At 53.4% G+C, this 24,297-nt stretch carries 26 protein-coding genes; 12 read left to right on the top strand and 14 right to left on the bottom strand.

Features of this window, described 5'->3' with window-relative positions; translation table 11 throughout:
- Window positions 1-5: 5 nt before the first annotated feature.
- From U9O48_RS11520 to U9O48_RS11495, 6 genes are all read right to left on the bottom strand, one after another.
- Window positions 6-1,313, bottom strand: a complete 1,308-nt coding sequence (locus U9O48_RS11520; protein ID WP_282495227.1) for a glycoside hydrolase family 10 protein — start codon at window positions 1,311-1,313, stop codon at window positions 6-8.
- 6 nt (window positions 1,314-1,319) lie between these two features.
- Window positions 1,320-1,598 (bottom strand): VF530 family protein, encoded by a 279-nt coding sequence (locus U9O48_RS11515; RefSeq protein WP_282495228.1) that lies wholly within the window; start codon window positions 1,596-1,598, stop codon window positions 1,320-1,322.
- A 128-nt stretch (window positions 1,599-1,726) separates the two neighbouring features.
- Window positions 1,727-2,032 carry a DUF1971 domain-containing protein gene (locus U9O48_RS11510; protein WP_282495229.1) on the bottom strand — a complete coding sequence of 102 codons (306 nt, stop codon included), beginning with the start codon at window positions 2,030-2,032 and terminating at the stop codon, window positions 1,727-1,729.
- A 1-nt stretch (window position 2,033) separates the two neighbouring features.
- Window positions 2,034-2,480, bottom strand: a complete 447-nt coding sequence (locus U9O48_RS11505; RefSeq protein ID WP_282495230.1) for a MarR family winged helix-turn-helix transcriptional regulator — start codon at window positions 2,478-2,480, stop codon at window positions 2,034-2,036.
- An 8-nt stretch (window positions 2,481-2,488) separates the two neighbouring features.
- Window positions 2,489-3,073, bottom strand: coding sequence for a MarC family protein (locus U9O48_RS11500; RefSeq protein WP_285144459.1), 585 nt, complete (start codon window positions 3,071-3,073; stop codon window positions 2,489-2,491).
- A gap of 23 nt (window positions 3,074-3,096) precedes the next feature.
- A complete protein-coding gene (locus U9O48_RS11495) occupies window positions 3,097-4,326 on the bottom strand; it encodes an amidohydrolase family protein (protein WP_324722508.1) in 1,230 nt (409 codons plus the stop codon).
- 517 nt (window positions 4,327-4,843) lie between these two features.
- Between U9O48_RS11495 and U9O48_RS11490 the strand changes: the two genes are divergently transcribed.
- The 9 genes from U9O48_RS11490 to U9O48_RS11450 all read left to right on the top strand — a co-directional run bounded on the left by U9O48_RS11490 (window position 4,844) and on the right by U9O48_RS11450 (window position 14,967).
- The gene (locus tag U9O48_RS11490; protein WP_282495233.1) at window positions 4,844-5,398 is read left to right on the top strand and encodes a fimbrial protein; all 555 of its coding nucleotides are present in this window, start codon (window positions 4,844-4,846) and stop codon (window positions 5,396-5,398) included.
- Window positions 5,399-5,411: 13 nt separating this feature from the next.
- Entirely contained in the window at window positions 5,412-6,125 is a 714-nt protein-coding gene (locus U9O48_RS11485) for a molecular chaperone (RefSeq protein WP_324722507.1), read from the top strand.
- The gene (locus U9O48_RS11480) at window positions 6,112-8,592 is read left to right on the top strand and encodes a fimbria/pilus outer membrane usher protein (RefSeq protein ID WP_324724368.1); all 2,481 of its coding nucleotides are present in this window, start codon (window positions 6,112-6,114) and stop codon (window positions 8,590-8,592) included. Before U9O48_RS11485 ends, U9O48_RS11480 begins: the two co-directional genes overlap by 14 nt.
- The gene (locus U9O48_RS11475) at window positions 8,589-9,932 is read left to right on the top strand and encodes a fimbrial protein (RefSeq protein WP_324724367.1); all 1,344 of its coding nucleotides are present in this window, start codon (window positions 8,589-8,591) and stop codon (window positions 9,930-9,932) included. Before U9O48_RS11480 ends, U9O48_RS11475 begins: the two co-directional genes overlap by 4 nt.
- The gene (locus U9O48_RS11470; RefSeq protein WP_324724365.1) at window positions 9,904-10,596 is read left to right on the top strand and encodes a molecular chaperone; all 693 of its coding nucleotides are present in this window, start codon (window positions 9,904-9,906) and stop codon (window positions 10,594-10,596) included. Before U9O48_RS11475 ends, U9O48_RS11470 begins: the two co-directional genes overlap by 29 nt.
- Window positions 10,597-10,651: 55 nt before the next feature.
- Window positions 10,652-11,416, top strand: coding sequence for a winged helix-turn-helix domain-containing protein (locus U9O48_RS11465; protein ID WP_324724364.1), 765 nt, complete (start codon window positions 10,652-10,654; stop codon window positions 11,414-11,416).
- Window positions 11,403-11,873: a hypothetical protein gene (locus tag U9O48_RS11460; RefSeq protein WP_324724363.1), complete on the top strand. Its 471-nt coding sequence runs from the start codon at window positions 11,403-11,405 to the stop codon at window positions 11,871-11,873. The genes U9O48_RS11465 and U9O48_RS11460 overlap by 14 nt, the downstream gene beginning before the upstream one ends.
- A gap of 561 nt (window positions 11,874-12,434) precedes the next feature.
- A complete protein-coding gene (locus U9O48_RS11455) occupies window positions 12,435-13,859 on the top strand; it encodes a GGDEF domain-containing protein (protein ID WP_324724361.1) in 1,425 nt (474 codons plus the stop codon).
- A 541-nt stretch (window positions 13,860-14,400) separates the two neighbouring features.
- The gene (locus tag U9O48_RS11450; protein WP_324724359.1) at window positions 14,401-14,967 is read left to right on the top strand and encodes a winged helix-turn-helix domain-containing protein; all 567 of its coding nucleotides are present in this window, start codon (window positions 14,401-14,403) and stop codon (window positions 14,965-14,967) included.
- 237 nt (window positions 14,968-15,204) lie between these two features.
- On the opposite strand, the gene U9O48_RS11445 is transcribed toward U9O48_RS11450, so the two are convergent.
- Window positions 15,205-15,876 carry a LysR family transcriptional regulator gene (locus tag U9O48_RS11445; RefSeq protein WP_324724358.1) on the bottom strand — a complete coding sequence of 224 codons (672 nt, stop codon included), beginning with the start codon at window positions 15,874-15,876 and terminating at the stop codon, window positions 15,205-15,207.
- Between the two features lie 111 nt (window positions 15,877-15,987).
- On the opposite strand from U9O48_RS11445, the gene U9O48_RS11440 reads away from it, so the two are divergent.
- Together U9O48_RS11440 and tam are read left to right on the top strand one after the other, a co-directional pair.
- Window positions 15,988-16,563: a nuclear transport factor 2 family protein gene (locus U9O48_RS11440; RefSeq protein ID WP_285144470.1), complete on the top strand. Its 576-nt coding sequence runs from the start codon at window positions 15,988-15,990 to the stop codon at window positions 16,561-16,563.
- 48 nt (window positions 16,564-16,611) lie between these two features.
- On the top strand, window positions 16,612-17,370 hold the full coding sequence (gene tam, locus U9O48_RS11435; RefSeq protein ID WP_324724357.1) for a trans-aconitate 2-methyltransferase: 759 nt from the start codon (window positions 16,612-16,614) through the stop codon (window positions 17,368-17,370).
- 7 nt (window positions 17,371-17,377) lie between these two features.
- On the opposite strand, the gene U9O48_RS11430 is transcribed toward tam, so the two are convergent.
- Window positions 17,378-17,818 carry a GNAT family N-acetyltransferase gene (locus U9O48_RS11430; protein ID WP_324724356.1) on the bottom strand — a complete coding sequence of 147 codons (441 nt, stop codon included), beginning with the start codon at window positions 17,816-17,818 and terminating at the stop codon, window positions 17,378-17,380.
- Window positions 17,815-18,303, bottom strand: coding sequence for a GNAT family N-acetyltransferase (locus tag U9O48_RS11425; RefSeq protein WP_324724355.1), 489 nt, complete (start codon window positions 18,301-18,303; stop codon window positions 17,815-17,817). The genes U9O48_RS11430 and U9O48_RS11425 overlap by 4 nt, the downstream gene beginning before the upstream one ends.
- Before the next feature lie 96 nt (window positions 18,304-18,399).
- On the opposite strand from U9O48_RS11425, the gene U9O48_RS11420 reads away from it, so the two are divergent.
- Window positions 18,400-18,948 (top strand): GNAT family N-acetyltransferase, encoded by a 549-nt coding sequence (locus U9O48_RS11420; RefSeq protein ID WP_324724354.1) that lies wholly within the window; start codon window positions 18,400-18,402, stop codon window positions 18,946-18,948.
- 7 nt (window positions 18,949-18,955) lie between these two features.
- Here U9O48_RS11420 and U9O48_RS11415 read toward each other — a convergent pair whose 3' ends face one another.
- From U9O48_RS11415 to U9O48_RS11395, 5 genes are all read right to left on the bottom strand, one after another.
- Entirely contained in the window at window positions 18,956-19,870 is a 915-nt protein-coding gene (locus tag U9O48_RS11415) for a bestrophin family protein (RefSeq protein ID WP_324724353.1), read from the bottom strand.
- A 203-nt stretch (window positions 19,871-20,073) separates the two neighbouring features.
- Entirely contained in the window at window positions 20,074-21,525 is a 1,452-nt protein-coding gene (locus U9O48_RS11410) for a tagaturonate reductase (RefSeq protein ID WP_324724352.1), read from the bottom strand.
- A 116-nt stretch (window positions 21,526-21,641) separates the two neighbouring features.
- On the bottom strand, window positions 21,642-22,169 hold the full coding sequence (locus tag U9O48_RS11405; RefSeq protein WP_324724350.1) for a GNAT family N-acetyltransferase: 528 nt from the start codon (window positions 22,167-22,169) through the stop codon (window positions 21,642-21,644).
- A gap of 83 nt (window positions 22,170-22,252) precedes the next feature.
- A complete protein-coding gene (locus U9O48_RS11400) occupies window positions 22,253-23,218 on the bottom strand; it encodes a sensor domain-containing diguanylate cyclase (RefSeq protein ID WP_285144478.1) in 966 nt (321 codons plus the stop codon).
- A gap of 53 nt (window positions 23,219-23,271) precedes the next feature.
- Window positions 23,272-24,264 carry a diguanylate cyclase gene (locus U9O48_RS11395; protein ID WP_324724397.1) on the bottom strand — a complete coding sequence of 331 codons (993 nt, stop codon included), beginning with the start codon at window positions 24,262-24,264 and terminating at the stop codon, window positions 23,272-23,274.
- Window positions 24,265-24,297: the final 33 nt, after the last annotated feature.

Here is a 24,297-nt window from a genome sequence, read left to right as displayed (position 1 = left end):
CGGGGTTATGAACCCCAGCGCGTTTTGATATAGCTGACCGCTTCCTGCGCCTGCGGCTGGTTGAGATAGTCCTCTCTGAAAAGAATCGTACCGTCGATGTGCGGTACCGATTCATTCAAATCGATCTGTTTTTTCAGCTCCGGCACGCCGCCGTTCACCGTCCAGTCAGGCTCATTCTTTGACGATTCCCCTACTTTATACAGCGCCACGCCGATATAGAGACGCGTGTTGGTCGGCTTGACGACGTCCGCCCACCATTTCGCCAGTACGTCGTAGCGGGCCGCTTTACGGGAGAAGGGCCAGTAAACCTGCGGGGCGATGTAATCCAGTAAGCCTTCTTTCACCCACAGACGGGTATCGGCGAAGGCTTCGTCATACGCGGCGGCGCCTGAGGTTTCTGATCCCAAAGGATCGTGCGAGCGATTGCGCCAGACGCCTGCCGGGCTCACGCCAAACTCCACGCCGGGATTGAGCTGCTTGATGGTGCGCGAGACTTGCTCGATCAGCTGGTGCGTGTTGTGCCGACGCCAGTCCGCTTTGGATGCAAATCCTGCGCCGTATTGCTGGAAGGTCTGGTTATCGTTAAGCGTGGAGCCGGGCGTTTCGGTATAGAAATAGTCATCGAACTGCACGCCATCAACCGGGTAGCGCGAGACGACTTCCGCCACGATGCTGGTGATCCAGTCCCGTGCTTCCGGAATGCCGGGGTCGAGCACGTAGCGGTCGCTGGCGGTGCGGATCCAGTCGCGATGGAGAACAAAAACACTGGCCGGATTAAGGGAAATCGTGCGATTCAGCTCCGCCACGGTTCCCGGTTTGGTGTTGGTCGTCACCCGGTACGGGTTAAACCAAGCGTGAACTTTCATGCCGCGTTTGTGCGCTTCATCGAGCATAAACATCAGCGGGTCGTAGCCGGGGTCCTGGCCGACATGGCCGGTCAGGGTGTCAGACCATGGCAAAATCTTTGATGGCCACAGTGCGGTTCCGTCCGGTTTGATCTGGAAAAACACCGTGTTAATCCCGAGGCTTTTCAGTTTATCCAGCTTATCGGTCAGCGCTTTTTGTTGAACGCTGTTGCGGGTGGCCGGATTGCTGATATTCACCGAGGAAACCGGCGGCCAGTCGAGACGAGACACGGTCGCGAGCCAGATACCGCGCATCGGGCCCTGATCTTTTTGCGGTTTTGCCGTCAGGGGGTGCTTCGCCACCGGCGGAAGCGGGGTGACTAAGGATTTCGGCGGTTTGGACGAGCAGCTGGCGAGCAGCAGCGCGATAAGAATGAGTGCGCCAGAACGTTTAACCTGTAAGGGCATCGTGTGTTAACTCTTTTTCAGGCGGCTATTGGCCCAGGGATCATTATCAAGATCTTCAGGGGCGGCATCTTCCAGCGAGTCGAGATACAGCGCTTCGACCTCAGCGCGAGCCCAGGGAGTGCGGCGCAAAAACTTGAGACTTGATTTGACGCTCGGGTCGCTTTTAAAACAGTTAATATTGATCAGTTTGCCGAGTTGAACCCAACCGTAGCGGGCAACCAGAGCGTTGACCTGCATTTCAAGCGTTACGCCGTGCAAAGGATCTTTGGAATTGTGTGCTGCCATAGTGAAATCCGGTTTCTGCTGTGAGTCGTCAGGGAGTGCAGGGGAAGGTTACAAGAAAGTCGGGATATCGGCAAATAAACCAGGGTTTTAAACCCTACCCGGCGGGCAGGGTTTGACGGGGTTTCAGGTCAACAAACGGCGTTATCGAAGAAATCAATATTAAACACCGTCTCCTCTTCATACATCTCAACGACATACCACCCATCGGCGGTCACAACGTAGAATTCACCCGGACGAATAATCCTGATTTTTTGTGCCTCTTTTGCCTGTTGCTGTTGGTAGCAGAGAAGCTTTACTGCGCCCTCCATGACCGAAATTCTGGCATAGGCGCCAGCCAGAATTCGGTGTCGCAGTCTGAGCGCGTCGGGGACGTTGGTATTATTAAAGAAAGGGGTGCTTTTGATTATCTGATAATCTTGTGGGATCTGTTGCATGCTATTTTCCTGGAATTTTGAGACCTCTCAGATTGCTGTTTAATCTGACGAGGACAGTCTCAAAGAGCTGGATTTCCTGGGCAGAGACATTGCCCAGAATATCGTTCCAAATATCATTGATCTTCTCATTTACCCGCCGGTTCATGGCGGAACCTTCCCGGGTAATTTCAAGAAAAATCTGTCGCTTATCGGCAGGGTTATTTTTACTGCTGCGAAGGAGACCCTGCTGTTCCAGGCGAGCAATCGACCGGGTTAAATTCTGATGAACGGTCCCGAGTTGATTCGCCAGTTCATTTTTAGTCTGACCGCTTTGGCTATCGAGTTTATCGAGGATGACGCGATCAACAAAGGTTACCCCAATCTCGTTAAGAACCGGCTCCAGGATTTGCTGCCAGGCGCTGTGATTCTCACGCAATAAATCGGTTAACTGAGTGTAATCGCGGGTCATAAGGCCTCTTAAACTTTGATATAAAACGTGAATCCGGCCATCAGCAGTTGGGTACCAATACACGCCAGTGCCAGCCAGGAGATGCGCTTGATTATATTCATAACCGTTTCACCTAACCACCGGCAAACCGGCTGGCTAAAGTAAAAAAGCACCCCCAGGATCAGCGCCACCGTGACAATGGCCAGACTCACCGCCAGCGGATTATGTGTCTGTTGCGTCAGGCTAATCGCAATAGACATCGCCGCTGGGCCCGCGATCACCGGAATACACAGGGGAACAATCGCGATATTCCCCGACACAGGCAGCGGATTATCAGCCTGCTCGCCGAGCCCTTTCAGACTCGACATCAGCAGAGACAAACCCCCGGCAAACTGTAACGCCGCGATGTTGATGCCAAACAGCTGAAAAATATGCGTGCCGCCTAAAACACACAGGATCAGCGTGATGGCGACGGCAATCGTCGTTTTGCTCCCAATCGTCTTCACCTCTTTCACGGGCATTCCTGAGGTGTAGGAACAAAAGAGGGCAAACATGGTTAACGGGTTAATGATAATAACGAGCCGCGACAGGCTATGGAGATAATTTGCCAACATGTGTTTGTGTATTCCGGTCAAATTCAGGCAAGCAGATTTTTCACGATTTCGCCGTTTTTAATCACCATCAGGACGTTATCTTCCTGTTCGTTAAACAGGTGAATATCGTCGAGTGGATTTTTTGGCAGCACCAGCAGATCGGCAAAGGCATCTTCGGCCACCACACCCAGCTTATCCTTCATGTCGAGAATTTCGGCATTGATATAGGTTGCGGAATGGAGGGTATCAAACGCGCTCTCCACCTGGCTGCGCAGGGTGAGTTCGTCGTACTCAAAGCTGTGGAAATCGCCGAGTAAATCGGTGCCTAAGCCAATTTTGACGTTATGCAAGCGTGCCAGCCGGATAGATTCCAGCGCCTTCAGACGAACCTCATCCAGCTTATTCACGACGGAGTCAGGAACCTCTGAACTCATATTGTTTTTAAAGGCGTTATAGATAGCGAGCGTAGGCACCAGATAAGCCTGATGGTCGTGCATATCTTTCGCCGACTGCTCATCCAGCAAATTACCGTGCTCGATAGTTTTGACCCCATATTTGACGCAGCGCGAAATCGCAGCCGGGGTATAGGCATGGGCCATCACGTAGCTGTTAAAACGGCGGGCCTCATCGACAATCGCAATGATTTCTTCATCCGAATACTGCAGGTTATCAATTTTGTCCGTTGGCGAGGCGATGCCACCTCCGGCCATGATTTTGATCTGGCTGGCGCCCACTCGAAACTGCTCACGCACCGCGTGGCGTACCGCTGTGACACCGTCACAGATGATCGCAATGGACGAGGCGGAGCAGAGGCTGCACGCGCAAGTCACCATCTCGGACGCCTGATGGCGGTAATCACCGTGGCCGCCCGTCTGGCTTAACGCCCGGCAGCTCATAAACAGTCGCGGAGCAGGAAGCAGACCGTCATCAATGGATTTTTTAATGCCCATATCGGCGCCACCGGCATCACGGACGGAGGTAAACCCGCGGCGGATCATGTCGCGCAGGAAGTTAAAGGTCCGGGCATACATGTAGCCCTTATGGACATTAGCTTCGTTAAAATCTAGCTGACTGGCGGTGATGTGAACATGCGCATCGATCAGCCCCGGCATCACATATTTCCCCTTCAGATCCAGCACCTGCACATTGCTTCCGACGGGGATCTCCTGCGAAGAGATAGCGGCGATCTTGTCTCCCGCCAGTAAAATATTGCCGGCCGTAATGACGTTATCCTTACCATTGAAAATATTTGCATTTTTTAACAAAAGACTCATACAACCTCCGATTAGTGATATTCAAACGCGTCAATCTGAGGGCGATTGTGCTCTCAATAAAACTAGAAAGCAATGCTTTCTAGTTTGTTTTTTTGTGGTCAAAAAACGCACTCCAGAAGTCTGAGTTGGCGACAAGGGGTGAGAGAATGGCATGCGAAAATCGCATTAATATTAATGACACTCTTCATGGGATGGATTTTTCAAAGGGATCTGGCAACTAAGAAAAAATTAATTTAACATGTCTCGATGTTTTTCAACACCCTATAAAACAACAGGTTAGAGTGCATTTAAGGTGATTTAATCTTATTTAAGATCGCATTTTTGTTATTTGAGAAAACAAAGGTTTTAATTATTGGGAATTTTCTTAAACTAGCAATCATCGTAGGGTTAATCCTATGATGTACATAAGCTCACTGGTCTCTTACTCCACGCAAATAAATATTCCGCGCCCTGCGGAGGAGTGCTATTGCGTTGCCAGTCAGGCCGCCAGGGTATTTCTTTATTAAGGACAGACAATATGAAAATCAAACCTTCACACGCCAGCCGTTTATTTGTTGCAGGAAGCCTCGCGCTCGTCATCGCGCAAACGGCTCACGCTGACTCGGCCAATACCATCACCTTTAAAGGCGAGGTCACCGAGCAGACCTGCGAAGTCACCATCAACGGTGTGAATGCGCGCCCGGTAGTGTTACTGCCGACCGTCGCCAAAAGCGAACTGGCGACGGCGGCCTCTTCAGCGGGTCTGACGGCATTTACCCTTGGGGTGACAGGTTGCACCGTCGATGCGGATGCGCTGGACATCAAAACCGTATTCGTCGCCAACAACATGACCGAGCGCGGTAACCTGGCGAATACCGGTACGGCGCAAAACGTTGAACTGCAGCTGATGACCGACAGCGCGGGGACCACAGCCATCGATCTGCGTGATGCGACCCCGGTTGCCGGGATCACCGTCGCGGCAGGCAGCACTGCCGGTGAGCACGACTTTGCCGTGCAGTATTTCAGCCCGAACGGCGGGGCGACAGCCGGCACGGTGGTGGGCTCCGTGCAGTACGCCATCTCCTACCTGTAAGGGAGCACCGGTGATGAAAGGAATGGCGAGTGTTTTAGCCGGAATGCTGATCTGCGCGAGTGCGCAGGCCAGTATTGTGATGACCGGAAGCCGGATTATCTATCCGGCAGACAGCCGCGAAGTCAGCGTGCAGTTGACCAACCGCGACGATTTCCCCGGCGTGGTACAGGTTTGGCTGGATGAAGGCAACGCGCAATCGGCCCCGCAAACGGCGACCGCGCCTTTTATCACCACGCCGCCAGTCTTCCGGCTGGCGGCCCATTCGGGGCAGACGGTTCGTCTGCGCTACGTCGGTAAACCGGTCGCTCAGGACAGGGAGTCTCTGTGGTGGTTCAATTTTGTGCAGATCCCACCGACGGAAAAAGGCGCGCAGCCAGACAACCAGCTCATGGTCCTGGTACGCAGTCGGGTAAAAGTGCTGATGCGTCCGAAGGATCTTGCGGGCTCACCGCTGGAAATGGCGCACACCAGTCGCGTCTGGCTTCAGGACGGCAAACTGTTTTTGCGTAACCACAGCGGGTATTACCTTGCGCTCTCTTCCCTGGATGTCAGCGGTGCAGGGAAAAAGCAGCGCATTTTAAGTCAAACTGTCGCTCCCTGGACGACGGTTTCATGGCCCGCGACAGTTAAGCAGGTGGGTGAAGCTCAGATGCGCTGGATTAACGATCAGGGCGCAACCTTAGCCGGGCGCGTGACGCCAGGGAACCCTGGCGATGTCAGCCATTAATCCGCACTGGTGGTGGCTGATTCTGCCCGGTGTCACGCCCGCTCTGGCTGGCGAATACACCTTTGATGAGGCTTTGTTGCTGGGCAGCGGCTACGAAAAAGGGCTGACGCAGTTCAACGATCAGGATGCGGTGGCCGCCAGACATTACAGCGTCGATATCTGGCTGAACGGGCAGTATGTTGCGCGCGATGACGTGCTGTTTCAGCCGGATGCCGACGGGCGTATAACGCCTTGCCTCCCGGTCAAATTCTGGGATGAGCAGGGGGTTATTGCGGCGGAAAATGCACCGTCTGATGGCTGTCTTGCGCCTGAACTTCGCGTTAGCGGCGGAAAGTGGACGTTCGATCAGGGCTTGCTGCGCCTCAATCTGAGCGTGCCCCAGGCCTCGCTTAAGCGCACCCCGCAGGATTATGTTCCACCCTCGCAATGGCAGAGCGGTGAGAGTGTGCTGTTTAGCAACTATAACCTGCACGTCTATCACAACAAAAACGGCGGCCAGCAGAGCGATTACGGCTGGCTCGGCCTCAGCAGCGGATTTAACCTCGGCAGCTGGCAGTTCCGCCAGCAGTCTTCTGCGAACTGGCGGCGCGATGACTACCGCGAAACGCAGCGCTGGGATGCACTGCAAACATGGCTTCAGCATCCGATCGTCAGACTGGAAAGCGTGCTGACCGTCGGGGAAAGTTACACGCCGGGCAATCTGCTCGGCAGTATGGCTTTTACCGGCGTCAAGCTGGAAACCGATCAGCGGATGTGGCCCCAGTCGCGGCGCGGCTACGCCCCCGAAGTGCGCGGTACGGCATCAACGCCGTCGCGGGTGGTGGTCAAGCAAAATGGCCGTACGCTGTATGAAACCAGCGTGCCTCAAGGGCCGTTTGTGCTCGATGATTTGCCAAATACCGCCTGGGACGGCGATCTACAGGTTGAAATCACCGGGGCAGACGGCAAAAAGAGCGGCTACACGGTGCCCTACGCCAGCGTGCCGTTGTCGTTGCGCCCCGGCGTCTGGCGCTATGGTCTGGTCGCGGGCAAAACCCGGGACTACAGCGCCGCCGACGGTCTGTTCGCCGACTTCACGCTGGAGCGCGGGATGAGCAATCTGCTCACCGCGAACAGCGCGGTGCGGATCGGCGACGATTACCAGGCGCTGCTGATCGGCGGCGTGCTGGCGACCACACTCGGCGCTTTTGGCGTTGATCTTACCGGGTCACGGGCGCGGATTGCGTCTCAGTCCCTGAGTGGATGGCGTCTGCAAACCAACTGGAGCAAGACCTTCAGTCCGACCGGCACCCACGTGGCGCTGGCGGGATATCGCTATTCAACCGAGGGCTACCGTGACTACGGCGATGTGCTGGGCGAGCGAAGCGTCATCGGGGGGGATAAGGAGTGGCGCTCGGACACCCTGCGCCAGCGCAACCAGTTTACCGCTACCCTGAACCAGACGCTGGGCGGCTACGGCAATCTGTGGGTCTCTGGCTCGATGATGGATTATTACGGTGGCCGTGGAAATAGTAACCAGCTGCAGGCCGGGTACAACACCACCATTGGCCGCGTGACGCTTGGCATCTCTTTCAGTCGGCAGGACACCTGGTGGCGCAGCGGGGAGAATACCCAGGCGCAAAAAGAGAATGTGGCGACGCTGACGCTCTCGGTACCGCTCAGCTTTGGCGAACGCGAGCACACGCTGGCACTGTCTGCAAGCCAGGCCCGGCAGGCCGGGCGCAATGCGCAGGTGGCGATCTCCGGCGCACTCGACCGCGATGAAACCCTCAACTATGCGCTCTCCACGGGCTGGCAGCAGGGGCAGGGTGAGGCCAGCGATGTGACCGACTGGAGCGGATCGTTACAGAAAAACACCGCCTTCGGCACGCTGAACGGTAGCGTGTCGCAGGCGCAAAACTATCAGCAGTGGACCGCAGGCGTGCGCGGAGCGGTCGTCGTGCATCGTCACGGCGTTGTCGCGGGTCCGTGGGTGGGCGACACCTTCGCCCTGGTGGAAGCGCCCGGCGCGCAAGGGGCCAGAGTCGGCGGCGGGCAGGGCGCGACGGTCAACAGCGGGGGTTACGCACTGGTCCCGTCTTTAACGCCTTATCGCTATAACAACGTCACCCTCGATGGCAGCGCAATGAACACCAGCGCGGAGCTCCAGGAGAGCCAGCGCCGTATCGCGCCGATGGCCGGAGCCGCCGTCAAACTGCGTTTTGCGACACTCTCGGGGTACCCGTTACTCATTACGGTAAGTGACAATGTCACGTTTCCGGTAGGGGCATCGGTGATCGATGAACGTGGTCGCATCGTGGGGATGGTTGCGCAGGGAAATCAGGTCTATGCCCGCGTAGAAGACGAGCAGGGGCGACTGACGATCGACGGGAGCGACTGCTCGCTGCCGTGGAAACTTAACGAACAACAACGCGCAGAGCCTCTGATTGCATTAACGCTGGCCTGCGAAGTGAAAGGACGATCATGAGACGATTTCTCCTGCTGTTGGCCCTGCTTTCCCCGGGCGTGCAGGCCGCCTGCGAATACATTATCTATCCCTACAAAACAGGAAGCAGCGGCGCGCAGGGAACGCACCGGCTGAGCGATGCATCGGACGGCGTCGCCAATGACTGGCGATCCGGCGGCGGAAATGATGCCTGGAACGGGCTGCTGCCGGGGCTGAGTAAGTCTGTCGACGTGACCAGCAATAACAGTTTTCAGCCTGCGGGGACGATCCTCACTTCCGGCGGCGGAATTCCGTTTACCACCTACGCCCACAAAGGCGGCGGGTATGATCCGGAACAGGTCTTTTTCCGCTGTACGCCAGATACCGCAGGGCAACTGTATGAAGCCTGGTCCACCAACGGCGATGATGCCTATGCGGGCTGGTATGAAGCCACGGATGTGCCGGGCGCCAGGCTGACGGTCATGAAAAATGTGGCGCTGCGTCTGACCCATGACGCAACGGGAAGCGTGTTCACCGACAGCTGGCAGCAGCGTCCGATGGAAAACCTGGATCGCGACACCAACGGCAATTTCCTGATTAAGGCCAAGAATTTCTCAACGATCAGCGCGGAGCTGATCAAAACCCTGGATACGCGCTATTACGCCAACCAGGCACAGTCCGCCAGCTACAACAGCTATGTGAACCCCAATGCCTACGTGGTATTTCGCGGGCCGGGGACGTTATCCTGGGATATTAAGATCGGGCAGCCGCATCGCGGCGGTAACTGGGCGGGGTGGGCCAACGACTGGCCGTCGGTGATTAGCCTTTACGGGAACGGGATCACCGTTAAACGTGCGGCGATGTGCCAGGTGACAGACTTCACCCCGGTGGTGCATCTGCCGGTTATCTCGGTGGCGCAGCTGAAACGCGGAGAGTACTCCTCCGCGCCGTTCCAGATTGGCTTCGCCTGCGAATCGACGGTGGTGTCGGGCGTGGCGACGGGAAAAAGCAACGTGGCGATGGGGTTACTCGCCCCGGAAAGCAGCGTCAACAGCGCCTGGGGTTTTAACCTGATCACCGGTAAAACCGTGACCTGGCTACTCGATGCGCAATACGGCGCGCCCGGACATGCCCGCGGCGTGGGCGTGCAGGTGTATCGGGCCGGAAATCCGGTGAATTTTATGGCGGTGACTACGCCCGGCAGCGGCTCGGAAGGCGGCTGGATGCCCGTTATTGGCAGCAATACGCAGAAAAACGGTAGCCAGGACGGCGTGAACTATTACAGCGAAACCTTCGAAGCGCGTCTGGCGAGCTTTGGGGCGGATACCTTAACGGCGGGGAGTTATCAGTCACATGTCCAGGTTTTACTGCGTATTCAGTAGCGTCTTGCTGCTGGCGTTCAGCGTGCAGGCCGCGGTCAATATCAGCACCACCCGCGTCGTCTTCAACCACGGCGAGACACAGCGCACGGTGATGCTGGTGAATGACGGTGATTATCCGGTGGTGGTGCAGAGCTGGGTGGATGACGGAGCGCCAGAGAAGGGGCCATCCCAGGCCAGTGCGCCTTTTGTGGTGCTGCCCCCGGTCCTCAAAATTCAGCCGGGCGAACAGCGTGAACTGCGGATCATGACCACGGGTAAGGGACTGGCTCAGGATCGTGAGTCCCTGTTTTGGCTCAACGTTTATCAAATTCCACCGGAGATGAAGAACGCGCCAACTGGTGAAAAAGTGCGCCTTACGCTAAGAAATCAGCTTAAAGTCCTATGGCGACCGAAAAATACAGGCGTGTTGACTGAAAAATCCATCAATCTTCTGAGTTTTCGCTATGAAGGCGGCATGATTCATGCTGTAAATGATAGTTCCTGGAACATAACTCTGGCTGAGGTTTCATTCGGAGACTATTCCACAGGTGGAATAGTGGTTTTACCGCATTCACGGAGCATGATTTTTAATTCTGCACCTCCTGAAAGACGGAATAATACGATAAACTTTGTGGTGATTAACGATGAAGGAAATCGTTGGGGATTTTCAGCTGTCGTAAATTAACCAGGAATGAACTTACTACAGCTAAATTGACAAAAATCCACATTCAGGGATCAAGATGGCAAAAGTTTTTTTGCTCAACGGCGCTGTCATATTCAGTCCGGAGCGAAACGTCTTACACGCAAAATCCGATGAAACGAAACGCATTGCGTTAAGTAATCCGGCAGCGCGTTGTTTATACCTGTTAATTCAGCAACAGGGCCAGGTCATTGAGCGCGATTATTTTTTTGAACACGTCTGGTTTATTAATGGGGCGCAGGTCACAAATAATACCTTCTATCAAAACATCTCCTTGCTGCGGCGCGCGTTTAAAGAGCTTGGTCTCAATGAAGAGCTGATCGTCACCGTGCCGAAAGTCGGCATCCGCCTGGAACGGCAGCTGAACGTGGTGGAGCAGGAGGCCGAAGAGCCTCGCAGCGAAAAGCCGTTGACTGAGCCTGTTTCAGCGATGGAAGCCGCGCCGATTGCGCCGCGCAGGCGTTTGCTCTGGTGGGTATTGGCCGCAGCGGTAAGCTGCATTGTGGCCGGTATCGTCACCTGGCAGGCACAGTTCGATTCGAGGCTGAGCCGCTATGAGCCCCTGAGCGTGGTGAAGGGGTGTCACTGGTATGGGAATCAGGACGTGCTGAATTTTGATAAGCATCAGCAGTTTATAAAGGCAAGCCAGCTCGACTGTCACAGTTACCCCTGGATTTATCTCACGATGTATCCCAATTTTCCGCGCATCTCGGCATTAACCTGTCGCCAGCAATATAGTCGCTGGCGTGATAATGACTGCGTAACACATTATTATTTCACGGAGTCCAGAAATGTGGGTGCGTAATATTAAATGGGTGATTTTCATCATTGTCGCCGTAATCTTGACAATTGTTGGGATGTTAATGTTCGAGAACTGGCAGCGATCGCATTTCAATTGTTCCGGGGAAATGGTCATGGAGTATCCGGATATTCGCGGCGATATTTCCGTCAGATACGTTTTCAACGGTACCCGCGGAGTCGCTATTTTGCGCGGACAAATTACCGATAGTCATGCCGAGACGATGCCAATTAATCAGAACGTCTGGTTTACCTTCACCCGCAAAGATGACGATTACTTCCTCGAATCAGAAAATGTCGCGTCCAGTGAGGGTGGGGCGACGATAAACCCTTTACTCCTCAGGACGCTGCCCGATTTTTACCTGAAGGCAAAAGAACCGTTCTATTTCAGCATACTGCGGCTCAACAGCAGCACATGGCAGTTCTATACCAGCCGATCGCCGTCGGTGTTTTGTCGGCAGTAGGTCAACTACTGCCGTCTGGCCTGCATACTCGTTTACCGCCAGTGCAGAACGATGGCTATTTTATTGATGATAATAAAGCCATCAGGCAGCTAGCCAAGAGGAAAGCGCAGATGCTGAATGTTAAAATTTCTAATCTTTTCATTGGGGCTCATCCAGGGTTTCGCCCTGGCGGCTGGATGAAACTAAGAGTCTGGGGTTAGTGTATGTGAAGTTACTGGCTGATTTTTAATGCATTTTACCATCAGGCGTAATGGTGACCTTTTATCGCCTATTGTGTCTATTCTTTATGTTTCTGTCTCTTTGACATTTATTAATTAAAGTTATAACTATGAAGTGTTACTAATGCCTTGAGCTCATTCCCGCTGGCGTGGGGAATTTTGCCTTGAATACGCATTACAGTGCGTTTAATATGCCGAACTTTCATATGAAACTACACTGTCAATTATAATGTTGCTTTATAAAAAAAACGCTTTAGGCAAATTACTCAACCTTGTTTTATTCATCATGTTCATACCGTTTTTGATGCTCTGCGGGTGGTTTTACTATGAGAGTAAAATAAAAATGACTTCGGTAGTTCATGAGTCACTCAGGTACACCGCTCATAATACAACACAACAATCAATCAAGACCTATCTGCGCAGCATTGATGAGTCATTTCAACGAATACAATCACTTGCGTTAAGAAAAGACAGCCAGTTTAATATTAACGATCGCGGTGGTCCGATCGTCAATGTGGTCCATGAGTTTTTGAATGCCCACGACCTTTTCCTGAATGCCATGCTTTACAATTCCGACGGAGAATTTCGGGTTATTCCTGAACATTTGTCAAAGATAAAAACACCGACAGATCGTCCATGGTTTCCGCATAATACCCGGGAGGGGGAAATATTCCATACTCTTGCCTATAACGTGCTGGATGCAGAAGGAAATGAATCCGGAGAGAAACGAGTCGCGGCGGCAATGAATTTGTTTGATATCAACAGGAATAAAATTGGCAGCGTCGCCTTTGATCTAGATATGGCCAGTATCTCCCTGGGGCTGAAGAATATCCAGTCCCCCTATAATAGTTCACCCTTTGTCGTGGACAGGAATGGTACTTATATACTTCATGAAAACCCACGCAAGCTATTGAGAGAAAGTGTGCCCACACACTGGATGCCGAAGTTTCATGATGTGAGCGGTTTTTTCTATGACGACGTGACAGAAATGCATGTCCACTACAGTATTAATCCCAATCCTGAATGGATAACTATTATTACACTTCATAATGACGAATTTAAACGAATAGTCAATTCATCATTAAATGCACTCATCTTTATCGCTATTTCCTGCCTCATTTACTACGTCGGGCTTGCTTTGATTTGTAAGCTTTATGTCGCCAACGTGATGATGCGAATCAGTTACGGTCTTGATGGGGCAGATGTGAATACGCAGGCACACGATATTAGCTCTATCTTTACTAAGATCCAAAACAAGACTGCCGAGTTCAATGATATTGAAACCCAGAGCAGAACAGATCCCTTAACGGGTCTCTATAACCGAAGAAAGCTGGAAGAAGACTTCACGCATTACATTAAAAAGAATCAGCGGATACATCTGGCCATTATCGATATTGATAATTTTAAATCCGTTAACGACACCTACGGTCATCCCGTTGGGGATAAAATCCTCACTTATATTGGAAGCTCTGCAACAGAATGGATTCGTGAGGGAATCAGCGCCTATCGCTACGGCGGTGAAGAGTTCGTCATACTTTTTCTCGATATGGATGAGACCCAAGCTCTGGAATATCTAAACCAATGGCGACAAAAGGTCTCTGAGCGTGAGTGGAGAGAGGCAGATCTGGTACTGACGTTCAGCTGCGGCCTGGCCTGTCGCAATGACGAGGATCTGCACGCTCTGGTAGAGAAAGCTGACGTTGCGTTGTATGAAGCCAAACAGGCCGGGAAGAATAGGGTGATTGTTCATCGTGAATCCCCCCGCTGAATATTGAGTTAGGATACTGAAAGCAAGGGGCAGAGGGGAGGCATAACCTTCCTCTCTGCCTGTTTATGAAAGTCGGCAGAAAATAGTTTACTGTGGTGTTTATATTATTATACAGAACGTTAACACTCAAATATAAAGCATGCAAAGTAAATGAAAACAATACAACATTACCTATAACAATCTTCTATAAACAGCCTTATGTTTATTTAAGTAAAAAAGCGCAGGATTTACAATGCCTTTTTTATTTTTAGTCTATATCATTAACGCTGTTTAGCTCCTGTTTAAAAAACGATGCTATATTGCCTGCGCTTTAAATCATATTTTGATTTTCACCTTTCAATAGCTCAGCGTTCAATATGCGTAGTCTTAAAAAGCAGATTTTACTGATTATATTATTTTTGGCTTCTTTGTTTATCATTGAGTGTTTATTGTCTGAATGTATTGATATGGATTATTTCCGAACACTTCATCGCCGACAACAACATGTTTTTGTCCTTTAATTCATATCCCATGCATTCCTTTCTGAAACATCGACAGGCTGATGAAATATAATATTGTTAATGGCTGGCTGATCAACCTCGACACTGGAACTCTTTATCATCTTGCGACAGGCAAAGAAGTGAAGGTGGGCGAGTTCCAGTTTAAGTTACTCTGCGTGCTCATTCAAAACGCGGGTACCTTATGTCAAAAAGATTATCTGCTCGAGACCGTCTGGGATGACAGGATTGTAGGGCTAAACAGCCTGACCAACGCGATACATGCTTTACGCACATTTCTTGGGGATGACGGCAAAAACCAGTCAGTTATCAAAACAGTGCCAGGGAAAGGATATGTGCTAAATCTCCAATGCTGCGGAGTTCAACCATCAGACGACGTAAGCCACGAGTCGGAAGTTCTGGCGCCGCCCAGTAGTCCATTGGGGAATCCTGGTGCTAACAAAGAGGAAGATGGTAAGCGTTCGCCCGATGCCAGAAGAACGGGGAAAGTGCATTACGCCATAGTTAAAAATCTCATCGTGCACTCGCTGTTAGTCACGACGGGTTTTCAACTGCTGAATGCGATTGGGTTCATGGTGTGGTTTATGTTTAACATCAGTCTTGATTGCTAAAGCCTGGGTGGCTTAACAGGTGCAGGGAAGGTGGGACTGTTGGCGCTCAGGGCTCAGAGGGACCGGGGAGCCACGGTGAGGTATGACGTTGTTTATCTTACATATTGAATTTAACATAATATACATTATGCGCACCAACCATAACCCAGACAGAATCCACCGGTTTGTGGTCATCCTTATCCTGATTGCTAACAGCCTTAAAACTATCATCGGTACCGCTCCATATCGGCTCCAGGTCTACACTATTGTCATCAAAGACGCGTCCTGGCTCGCCAGTAACAGAAACGCCTTTACCGCACCCTTCGTTTCGCCATCACGGCTGATCATCAGCAGATTAGCCGTCATCTCCGAATCATTCAGACTGCGGTAAACCAGCCCAGGAATATTGACCTGCTGCAACGGCTCGGGAACCAGCGCCAGGCCGAGTCCGGCGGCGGCATGCGCCAGAACGCTGAGCGAACTGTCAGAACGATGCGCAATTCGAAGGTCATGTTTCAGTTTCTGGCTTAACATCAGGTACAGTTTTTCGTGAGTATCGTGCGCGTCGTAGAGGAGATAGTGTTGACGAAAAAGCCTTAAATCACGCATCAGTTTGCCGCTAAAAATGGCGTTGCCTGCGAAGCCAATCCGCACCGTGCCGGTTTCGCCGCGCAGAGATCTTTCGACGGAACGACGAGCAAACTCAGCCTGTTCCAGCGTGCGCCGCGCCTCAGTCTCGAGCAGTTTTCCGGCCTCGGTCAGCTCGACGCTGCGGCTGGTTCGCAGGAATAATGCGCCCCCGAGCTCTTCCTCGAGCGCACGAATTTGCATACTGAGCGCAGGCTGCACGATATTTAAGGTCTGCGCTGCGCGGCCAAAGTGTTTCTCTTCCGCCACGGCCAGAAAATAGCGTAACTGGCGTAAATCCATCACTCTTCTCCAGTCATCATTAAAAATGATTAATCGGTCAATTTAATCTATTGGATGTTATCGAAGGCAGAGTGAATACTCCATACATCTTTCACGTACCGGAGCACGAAAATGGACAACAGAGTTGAAGACCGTCTGCAGATTACCGACCTGATTAACGGCTGGATCCACCGGGATTTAAACGAATGGGATCAGCTGCGTTCGCTGTTTCACCCTGACGGCACCATCGAAGTCACCTGGTTTGAAGGGCTTTTTAGCGATTTTGTCAGCGGTTCGGAGCGTATGGGCGCGTCCGATATCCGCACTAAGCATCTGATGGGCAATCCGATTATCACCTTCAACGGCGACAAAGCGATTGTCGAAACCAACGCCATCATTATCGGTGAAAACGTCAAACTGAACGTGGGCTGTAACGGCCACAACCGTTTCTACGATCTGGTCGAGAAGCGAAATGGCGTCTGGAAGCTCTTCCATCGTCAGAGCATTTACGACATGGGCACTTTTACATTCCCGCTGGGACTGGTGGAAATCGACACGGCGACGGCCGAGAAATACCCGCGCGAGTATGCCGCTCTGGCTTACGTGCTGGAAAAAAGCGGCTTCCCCGTGAAGCGTGTTTTTGCCACGCGCGGGAGTGAATTAGAGCGAAAAATGAAAGCCGATGGTCAGGCCTGGCTAAACGCCTGAACATAAATCATCTACACTTGCTGAAACCCGCAAACTGGAGATGCGCTGATGGCCGACTGGAACACTTCTTTATATCTGCAATATGGCGCGGAACGCACCCGTCCCGCCGCCGAGTTGCTGGCAAGAGTAGCGCTGAACGAGGTGACGGATGTTCTGGATCTGGGCTGCGGCCCGGCGAACAGCACCGCGCTTTTGCATCAGCGCTGGCCGTCGGCACGCATTGTTGGCGTGGATAACTCCCCCGCGATGCTGGAACAGGCGCGGGTCGCCTTGCCTGAGTGTCAGTTTATCGAAGCCAACATCCAAACTTATCGCCCGCCGCATTCGGTCGACCTGGTCTATGCCAATGCGTCGCTCCAGTGGATCCCCGATCACTATGAGCTGCTGCCACACCTGGTTTCCCTGCTCAAAATGAACGGCGTTTTAGCGATTCAAATGCCTGACAATCGCGACGAACCCTCACACGTATTAATGCGGGAAGTGGCCTACGAGCAAGGTTTTCCGGACCGCAGCCGCGATCCGCTGCCCGGTGTTCACGCCTATTTTGATATTTTGACCGACGCGGGCTGCGACGTGGATATCTGGCGCACCACCTACTATCACAAAATGAGTTCTCATCAGGCGATCGTTGACTGGGTGAGCGCGACAGGATTGCGCCCGTGGTTGCAGGAGCTGAGCGAACACGAGCAGCAGAACTATCTGGAACGCTATCATGAACTTCTGGAACAGCAGTATCCGTTACAGGAAAACGGACAGATACTGCTGGCCTTCCCGCGGCTGTTTATCGTTGCACGTCGCGAGCCGTAAGCGTCACTTAAAGCGAAACGCGGTAGCGGACGAAATCGTCCGCTGTAACAAACTTGTCGTAGAGTTTTCGCGCAGGGTTGTTTTGCCGCGTCACCCAGTAGAGCATTGACCACCCTTCGCGTTTACCCTCCGCCTGCAGCGCCTCTATCAGCGCCTTTCCGGCACCGCTCCCACGAACGGTTTCATCGACAAACAGATCTTCCAGGTAGCAGATCGGCGCGCTCGAAAATGTCCCTTCGTGAAGCACGCACATGGCAAACCCCACCACTTTTCCGTCGATTTCTGCCACCCGGCAAAGCAGCGCCGAATCTGAGTTCAGCGCCCTTTCCCACGTCGAGGCCGTCACGGACTCTTCGAGTTTACATTCATAAAACGCCGTGTAGCCATCCCACAGCGGCCGCCAGTCGGCATAATCTTCTTTATCTAACGCCCTGACCGAAACTGTCATTTTGTCTCCTCGCCGGTTAAATCCATGACCATGTTAAAACAGCGTAACTCCGCCTCGGCCATTCTGGAATAATGAATGCTCTCGCCAAGCGTCATAAAGCCTTGTTTCTCATAAAATGTCTGCGCATTGGGCGTCGAAGAGAGCGTTAATCGCGAAATGCCACGCTCGCGGGCATCGACTTTAATCGCCGCGATGATCCGCCCCGCCAACCCTTTTCCGGCCGCTTCGGGGACGGTGAAAATGGCCTCCACGCTGTTGGCTTCAAGGTCGAGATAGCCGCTGGCCACGATCGCGCCCTTCTCATCTTCGATAACGTAAAAAGGATTGTCGACGATCACCTGACGATAGCTTTCAGGCATCGCGTCCGGCGTCCAGCGGGCAATCACGTCCGTAGCGTAGCTGCTCTGACAGCCTGCGCGGATCGCCAGGTTACGAACATGCCAGAGCCTTTCGGCCTCTTCCGGTGCGGCCAGTCTTAAGGTCATATTTTCCTCGGCTATTCAGACACGACAGAATGTGATAATCATGAAAATAGCAGAAGGCAAACAAAAACATAACGACAAATAATGGAGATGCGAACCGTGAAGACGCCAACGTTAACCACCGAACGCCTGCTACTGAAACCGCTGGAGGTGGAGGATGCGTCGCAAATTCAGCTGCTATATCCGCGCTGGGAGATTGTTCGCTACCTGGTGGCGAGCGTGCCATGGCCCTATCCGCCCGATGGCGCGGCGAATTACGTCAATAACGTCGCCCTGCCGGATGTGGAAAATGGCGTGGCCTGGTTCTGGACGATACGTCGCAAAGACGACCCCGACCAACTGATGGGCCTGATCTGCCTGTACGACGTGGAAGATAACAACCGGGGATTCTGGCTGGCGCCGGAGTGGCAGGGTCAGGGATATATGCGTGAAGCCAGCATTGCCGCGACGGACTTCTGGTTTAATACCCTGAACAAGCCGCTGCTGCGTGCGCCAAAAGCGGCCGTCAACGAACGTTCGCAGCGGATTTCAGCGAGCAGCGGGATGCGACTGGTCAGAACCGAAAAGAAAGCTTACGTCTGCGGCGAGCTGGATTCGGAGCTGTGGGAAATCACTCGTGAGGAGTGGAACGCCCTGCAGCGTTCCTGAATGTTCGTTACGTGAGCTGGTAATGTCTGTCCGGTAACACGCGGGCTGGGATTTCCGGCTCGTCGTTCATCTGCAGCAGATCGATCTCCATGGCATTACAGATGGCGTCCAGCGGCAAGTCGTTATTTTCCGTACCGAAAGGTTCTTCCAGCTCTTCTGCCAGCGCATCGAGAGAAATAAAGGTGTAGGAGATCAGCACCGAGACAAACGGCGTCATGTAGTGCAGATCGACCACCAGGGCAAAGGGCAGCATGATGCAGAAAAGATAAACGGTGCGGTGCAAAATCAGGGTGTAAGCAAACGGCACCGGCGTATTCGCGATGCGCTCGCAACCGGCCAGCACCACCGACATATCGTTAAGACGGTTATTGAGGCTGTGGAACAGAATATCCGACAAATGCCCTTCCCGGCGGCGAACGGCCAGCCACTCACCCATGATCAGTAAAATGCAATTCGACGGCGAGTTTGAACTCATCACCGCTTTCAGATGCGCCGGGGAGAGATAGCGTGCAAGCTGGTCCGCCTGCGGCTGTTTTCTGAGGGTCATTCGCAGGCAATGGGCGAACGCAATTTGCAGGCGCACAAACTCATTCAGGTGCGGATCGTCCGGAAGCGTGTTTTTCACCTCGCGAAATAGCGAGCGTGACGCTATCATCAGTTGCCCCCAAAGCTGGCGAGCCTCGACGTAGCGCGAATAACAAGCGTTATTGCGAAAGCCGAGGAAGATCGCGATGGCCACACCGAGAATGCTGAACGGTGCAACGGTCAGTTTGATACCGAGCGATGAGTACCACGGCAACATCACGATAACAGCGATGGATAACAGGAAGTTAAGGAACAACCGGGTAAAGATTTTAGACAGAACGGAACCGTGCCAGACAAAAATCAGGCGCAGCCAGTGCTGTTGAGGACGAACAATCATAGTCAGCTTCAGGTCAATAAAGAGCGCGACTATTAAACGTGATCGCCGTCACGGTTGCAAGCTTGTTACGGAATTGCTGCCCCTTTTCTCACTGCCAGACAAAAAGCGCACGATGCCGAAGTGTAATTTAAAAAAACGGGATTCATAGTATGTTGTAACTATTATGTGTTTAAACAAAACCCGGCCGGAGCCGGGAGTCGTTATTAGCACAGCGGTTTAACGGCCGCGCGCATCCCCTGCAGCAGAATCGCATCCAGATCCAGAGTAACTTGTTCTACCAATCCGCTCACTTTTGTCAGATCCTGCTCCCAGTGTTCAGTGACGCTGAGAACCGCTTTGACCAACTCGCTGGTGCTGATCTGTTTATCGTGGTGTTGAGTCCACAGCTGCTGGAAACGTTCCAGCCAGTGAGCATCATCCTGAACCGGATAGCTTTCACCGTTACGCTCCCCGCGATAAAACGCCATCAGCGCCGCCAGTGCAAAGGTCAGTCGCGCAGGCAGTTTACCGGTGGCCTTCTGCCCTGCCAGCAGCTGCGGCAGGATACGGGTGCGGTACTTCGTCATGCCGTTCAGCGCGATCGACAGCAGCTGATGTTTGATGTACGGATTACGGAAGCGCCCCGTCACCGCACTGGCGAAGGATTCCAGCTCGTCTTTCGGCAGATCCAGTACCGGGATGATTTCCTGGTAGATGGCCTTCTCGACGAATGCGCAGACTTCCGCATCGTTCATCGCTTCACCGACCGTATCCAGCCCCGCCTGGAAAGCAACCGGCACCAGCGCCGTGTGCGCGCCGTTGAGGATCGCCACTTTGCGCTCTTTGTACGGCTTAATATCGTCAACAATCAGCACGTTAAGCGGGAATTTATCCAGGCGCAGCTCGGCTGCCAGAGATTTTGGCCCCTGAATCACAAACAGATAGAAGTGTTCGGCGGTATCGAGGAAGCCATCGTGATAGCCCAGTTCGGTTTCGAGGGCTGCCACTTCATCACGCGGATAGCCCGTCACAATGCGGTCGACGAGAGTGGAACAGAAGCTGTTGGCGTCGTTCAGCCATTGGGTAAAGGCCGCCGGGAGCGCCCACTCCTGCGCATAGCGCAGCACCAGTTCACGCAGCGTATCACCATTATAATCAATGAGTTCGCACGGAATAATCACCCAGCCTTTATCGGCTGCGCCGTTGAAATGGCTGAAACGCTCGAACAGCAGACGAGTCAGTTTTGCCGGATAACTCACCGCTGGCGCGTCGTCGAATTTGTCATCGGCGTGATAGCTGATACCCGCTTCGGTGGTGTTGGAGAAGACAAAGCGCATCTCCGGATTATGCGCGAGCTTGAGGAATTCGTCGTACTGGCTGTAGACGCTGATCTCGCGGTTCACAGAGCGGATAAGGCGCGCGTCGCTGACCGCTTCGCCTTTCTCATTCAGGCCACGAATAATTGTGGTGTACAGACCGTCCTGCGTGCTAAGTGATGGCGGGAAATCGCTCTGGATGGGGCGGACGATCACCACCCCGGAATTCAGGTCGGTGTGCTCATTCAACAGGTCAATTTGCCAGTCGATAAACGCACGTAAAAAGTTACCTTCACCGAACTGGATGATACGTTCAGGATAGAGAGCACCGGGAAAATCACGACGATTGAGTGTGTTCACAAGGGGTTCCTTTTTTAATTAGTCATACAGCCCGATAAGATTGGTCCAATAACTTATCAAACTTTCCGACCATGAAACCCTGTTTTGATCAACTCATGACGAAATGGTGAAAAATATTATAAAAACTTATAGAACACCGAGGTGGCGGTCATTTCGCCGTCCGGCATCAGGGCATAGCGCGGGATCTCGCCCACTTTTTGCCAGCCCGCACGCTGATAAAAGGTCTCCGCCCCGCTGCCCGTTGCGGTGTCGAGGACCAGCACCTTTTTCCCCTGCTCCACAGCGACCGCTTCCAGGGCTTCCATCAGCGCCATCGCCACCCCGCGACGACGGGCTTTTTCATGCACCAACAGTTTGGCGACATCGGCCCGGTGCGGCTGGTTTTCCGGCTGATCGGTAATGAGTTGCACGGTACCCAAAAACTCCCCGCTCTCATCGCGACAGGCCAGCACGGTGCGCTCCACTCGACCGACGCTTTCCGCGACGCCTTGCCAGAACTGGCGGGATTTCTCGCGCGTTAAAGGCAGCATAAAACTCACCGACGCCCCGCCGTTAACGCAGTTTTCGAGGATCTCAGCCAGCAAATCGAGATGAAGAAGAATGTCGTCCCGAGAAAGGGAGTAAATGCGCAGGGAGGCGGTCATGGGATTTCCTTGTAAAGTGACCGCCTCAGATTGCCCTTAACAATTATTTAACGCAAGAGCGGCTCTCATAGGCTTTTATGATGTTAGCCCCCGACACCGTACTGCTGTTTCATGGCGAGGATTTTGTCGTGGGCGATCTGCAGCCAGCGCTTCAAATCATTTTGCTGATGATCGAATTCGCAAACGCCCCAGGAAAACGTCAGGCTCCAGGGATGCAGCCCGCGCTGATTGTACTCTGCCACCTGCTCGTTGAGGTATTGCATCGCAATCCACGCGCCCTGCTCGTCCGTATCCGCAAACAGGACCGCGAATTCATCGCCGCCGTAGCGCACCAGCAGGTCCGCTTCGCGAAATGAGGCGCGCATCAGTTCGGTCATCGCTTTGAGCGCCACGTCGCCCTCCGCGTGGCCATAGCGGTCGTTGATTTGTCTGAACCGGTCGAGATCCATCCACGCCAGCGTTAAGGGCTCTGCCCGTCGGCGGGCACCGGATAAAGCAAAGGCCGCAAACTGATTGAACCCGCGCCGGTTAAACAGCCCGGTCAACTCGTCGGTGGTGGCCGCACAGGCAGCGGCGAATTCGTCTTCCGCCAGCGCAGCCAGATCGCTCAGGGCGGTCATATCCCCCGGGCTGAACTCTCGCGGAGACTCATCAAGCAGGCAAAGGGTTCCGGCAATGGAACCGTCGGGTAAACGCAGAGGATATCCGGCGTAGAAGCGCACTTTTGACTGGCCCGCGACCAGCGGGTTATCGGCAAAACGGGTATCATTGCGGGTATCTGGCACCACCAGCGGCGCGTTATTGAGCAGCGTGTGGCCGCATAACGAGTGGCTACGCGGCACGACGGACGCGGCTGCCCCCTCTACCGAAAGCGCCACCAGCGAGCGTTCGTCGATGAGGTTAATCCTCGCCAGCGAAACGTTAAAGATCCGCTTCGCCAGGCGGGTGATGCGGTCATAAGGCTGATGGTTGTTCGACTCCAGAAGCCCGGAATCATGCAGAGACAGCAGACGGTCTGATTCATTAGCCGGGATCGCGGGCGCTTTCATAATGTCTCCTGACACTGAGCTTTTTTAATAGCTTAGCCTAAACAGGAAACTTTTCAGTGGCCGAAAATTCGATTTTTACCGCCGCGCTTGGCCTGATATAACGCGTTGTCCGCCGCCTGCAGCCAGTCGGTCACGTTTAACATCTCGCGGGTGGCCCCGGCGATGCCGATACTCAGCGTACAATTGACGGTTTCTTGCGCCACATCTTCCATCACCGCGGCGGCTTCCATAATGCGCGACGCGACCACGTGGGCCTCTTCGATGGTGGTATCCGGAAGCAGGATCACAAACTCATCGCCCCCGAGGCGCGCCGGGGTATCCGTCTGACGCGTGGCGATATGAAGAATCTCGGAGACGGAGGCGAGCATCGCGTCCCCGACTTTATGCCCGAAACGATCGTTCACTTCTTTAAAATTATCGATATCAATAAACATCAGCGCCGATTCCCGACAGGCCTGCTGAAGTTTATGTAATTCGTGCTCGATGCGTTTTTCCAGCAGGCGACGGTTAGCAATATCCAGCAGCGGATCCATCATCGCGATCCGCTCCAGCTCGCGGGTTTTGATCCGCAGACGAATGGCAATACTGTCCGTCAGTACGCTCAGGGCAATAATGTAGACAGCAATCAGCGGCAACGTTGCCAGCATGGTCTGCTGAGAAACGGTGGTCACCATCGCCATGCCCTGCAGCAGCCAGGCGGCGAGAAACACCGCCAGCATCGCGATCGCCGCGCGCTTCATCAGCGCAAAACCGCCAGCAGAAAGCCGGTCGGCCAGCAGAATGGTGGCAATCACCACCGACGGCAGCGGATTCACGGCCATCATGGCGATCCAGAAACCGCCCGCGCCCGCATCGATAATCAGATTTTGATGTTCTGCCGCCAGCGGCGTAGAGGAACGACGGGCGCGCTGAAAAGCGAGCGTTGGCCAGACAAAGGCATTCACGGCCAGCAAAAGCATTAGCCATACTGAACGTTGATGCTCAATCAGGACGGAGAGAATGGGAATAAAACAGAGAAATGTGCCAAGGATACGCATCAGATACATACGTTTGACAAAACGACTCCCTGGTAAGCGATG

Origin of the sequence: Lelliottia sp. JS-SCA-14, from assembly GCF_035593345.1 — a bacterium.
Classification (GTDB): Bacteria; Pseudomonadota; Gammaproteobacteria; order Enterobacterales; family Enterobacteriaceae; genus Enterobacter; species Enterobacter wanjuensis.
This window is presented reverse-complemented; position numbering and strand designations above follow the sequence as displayed.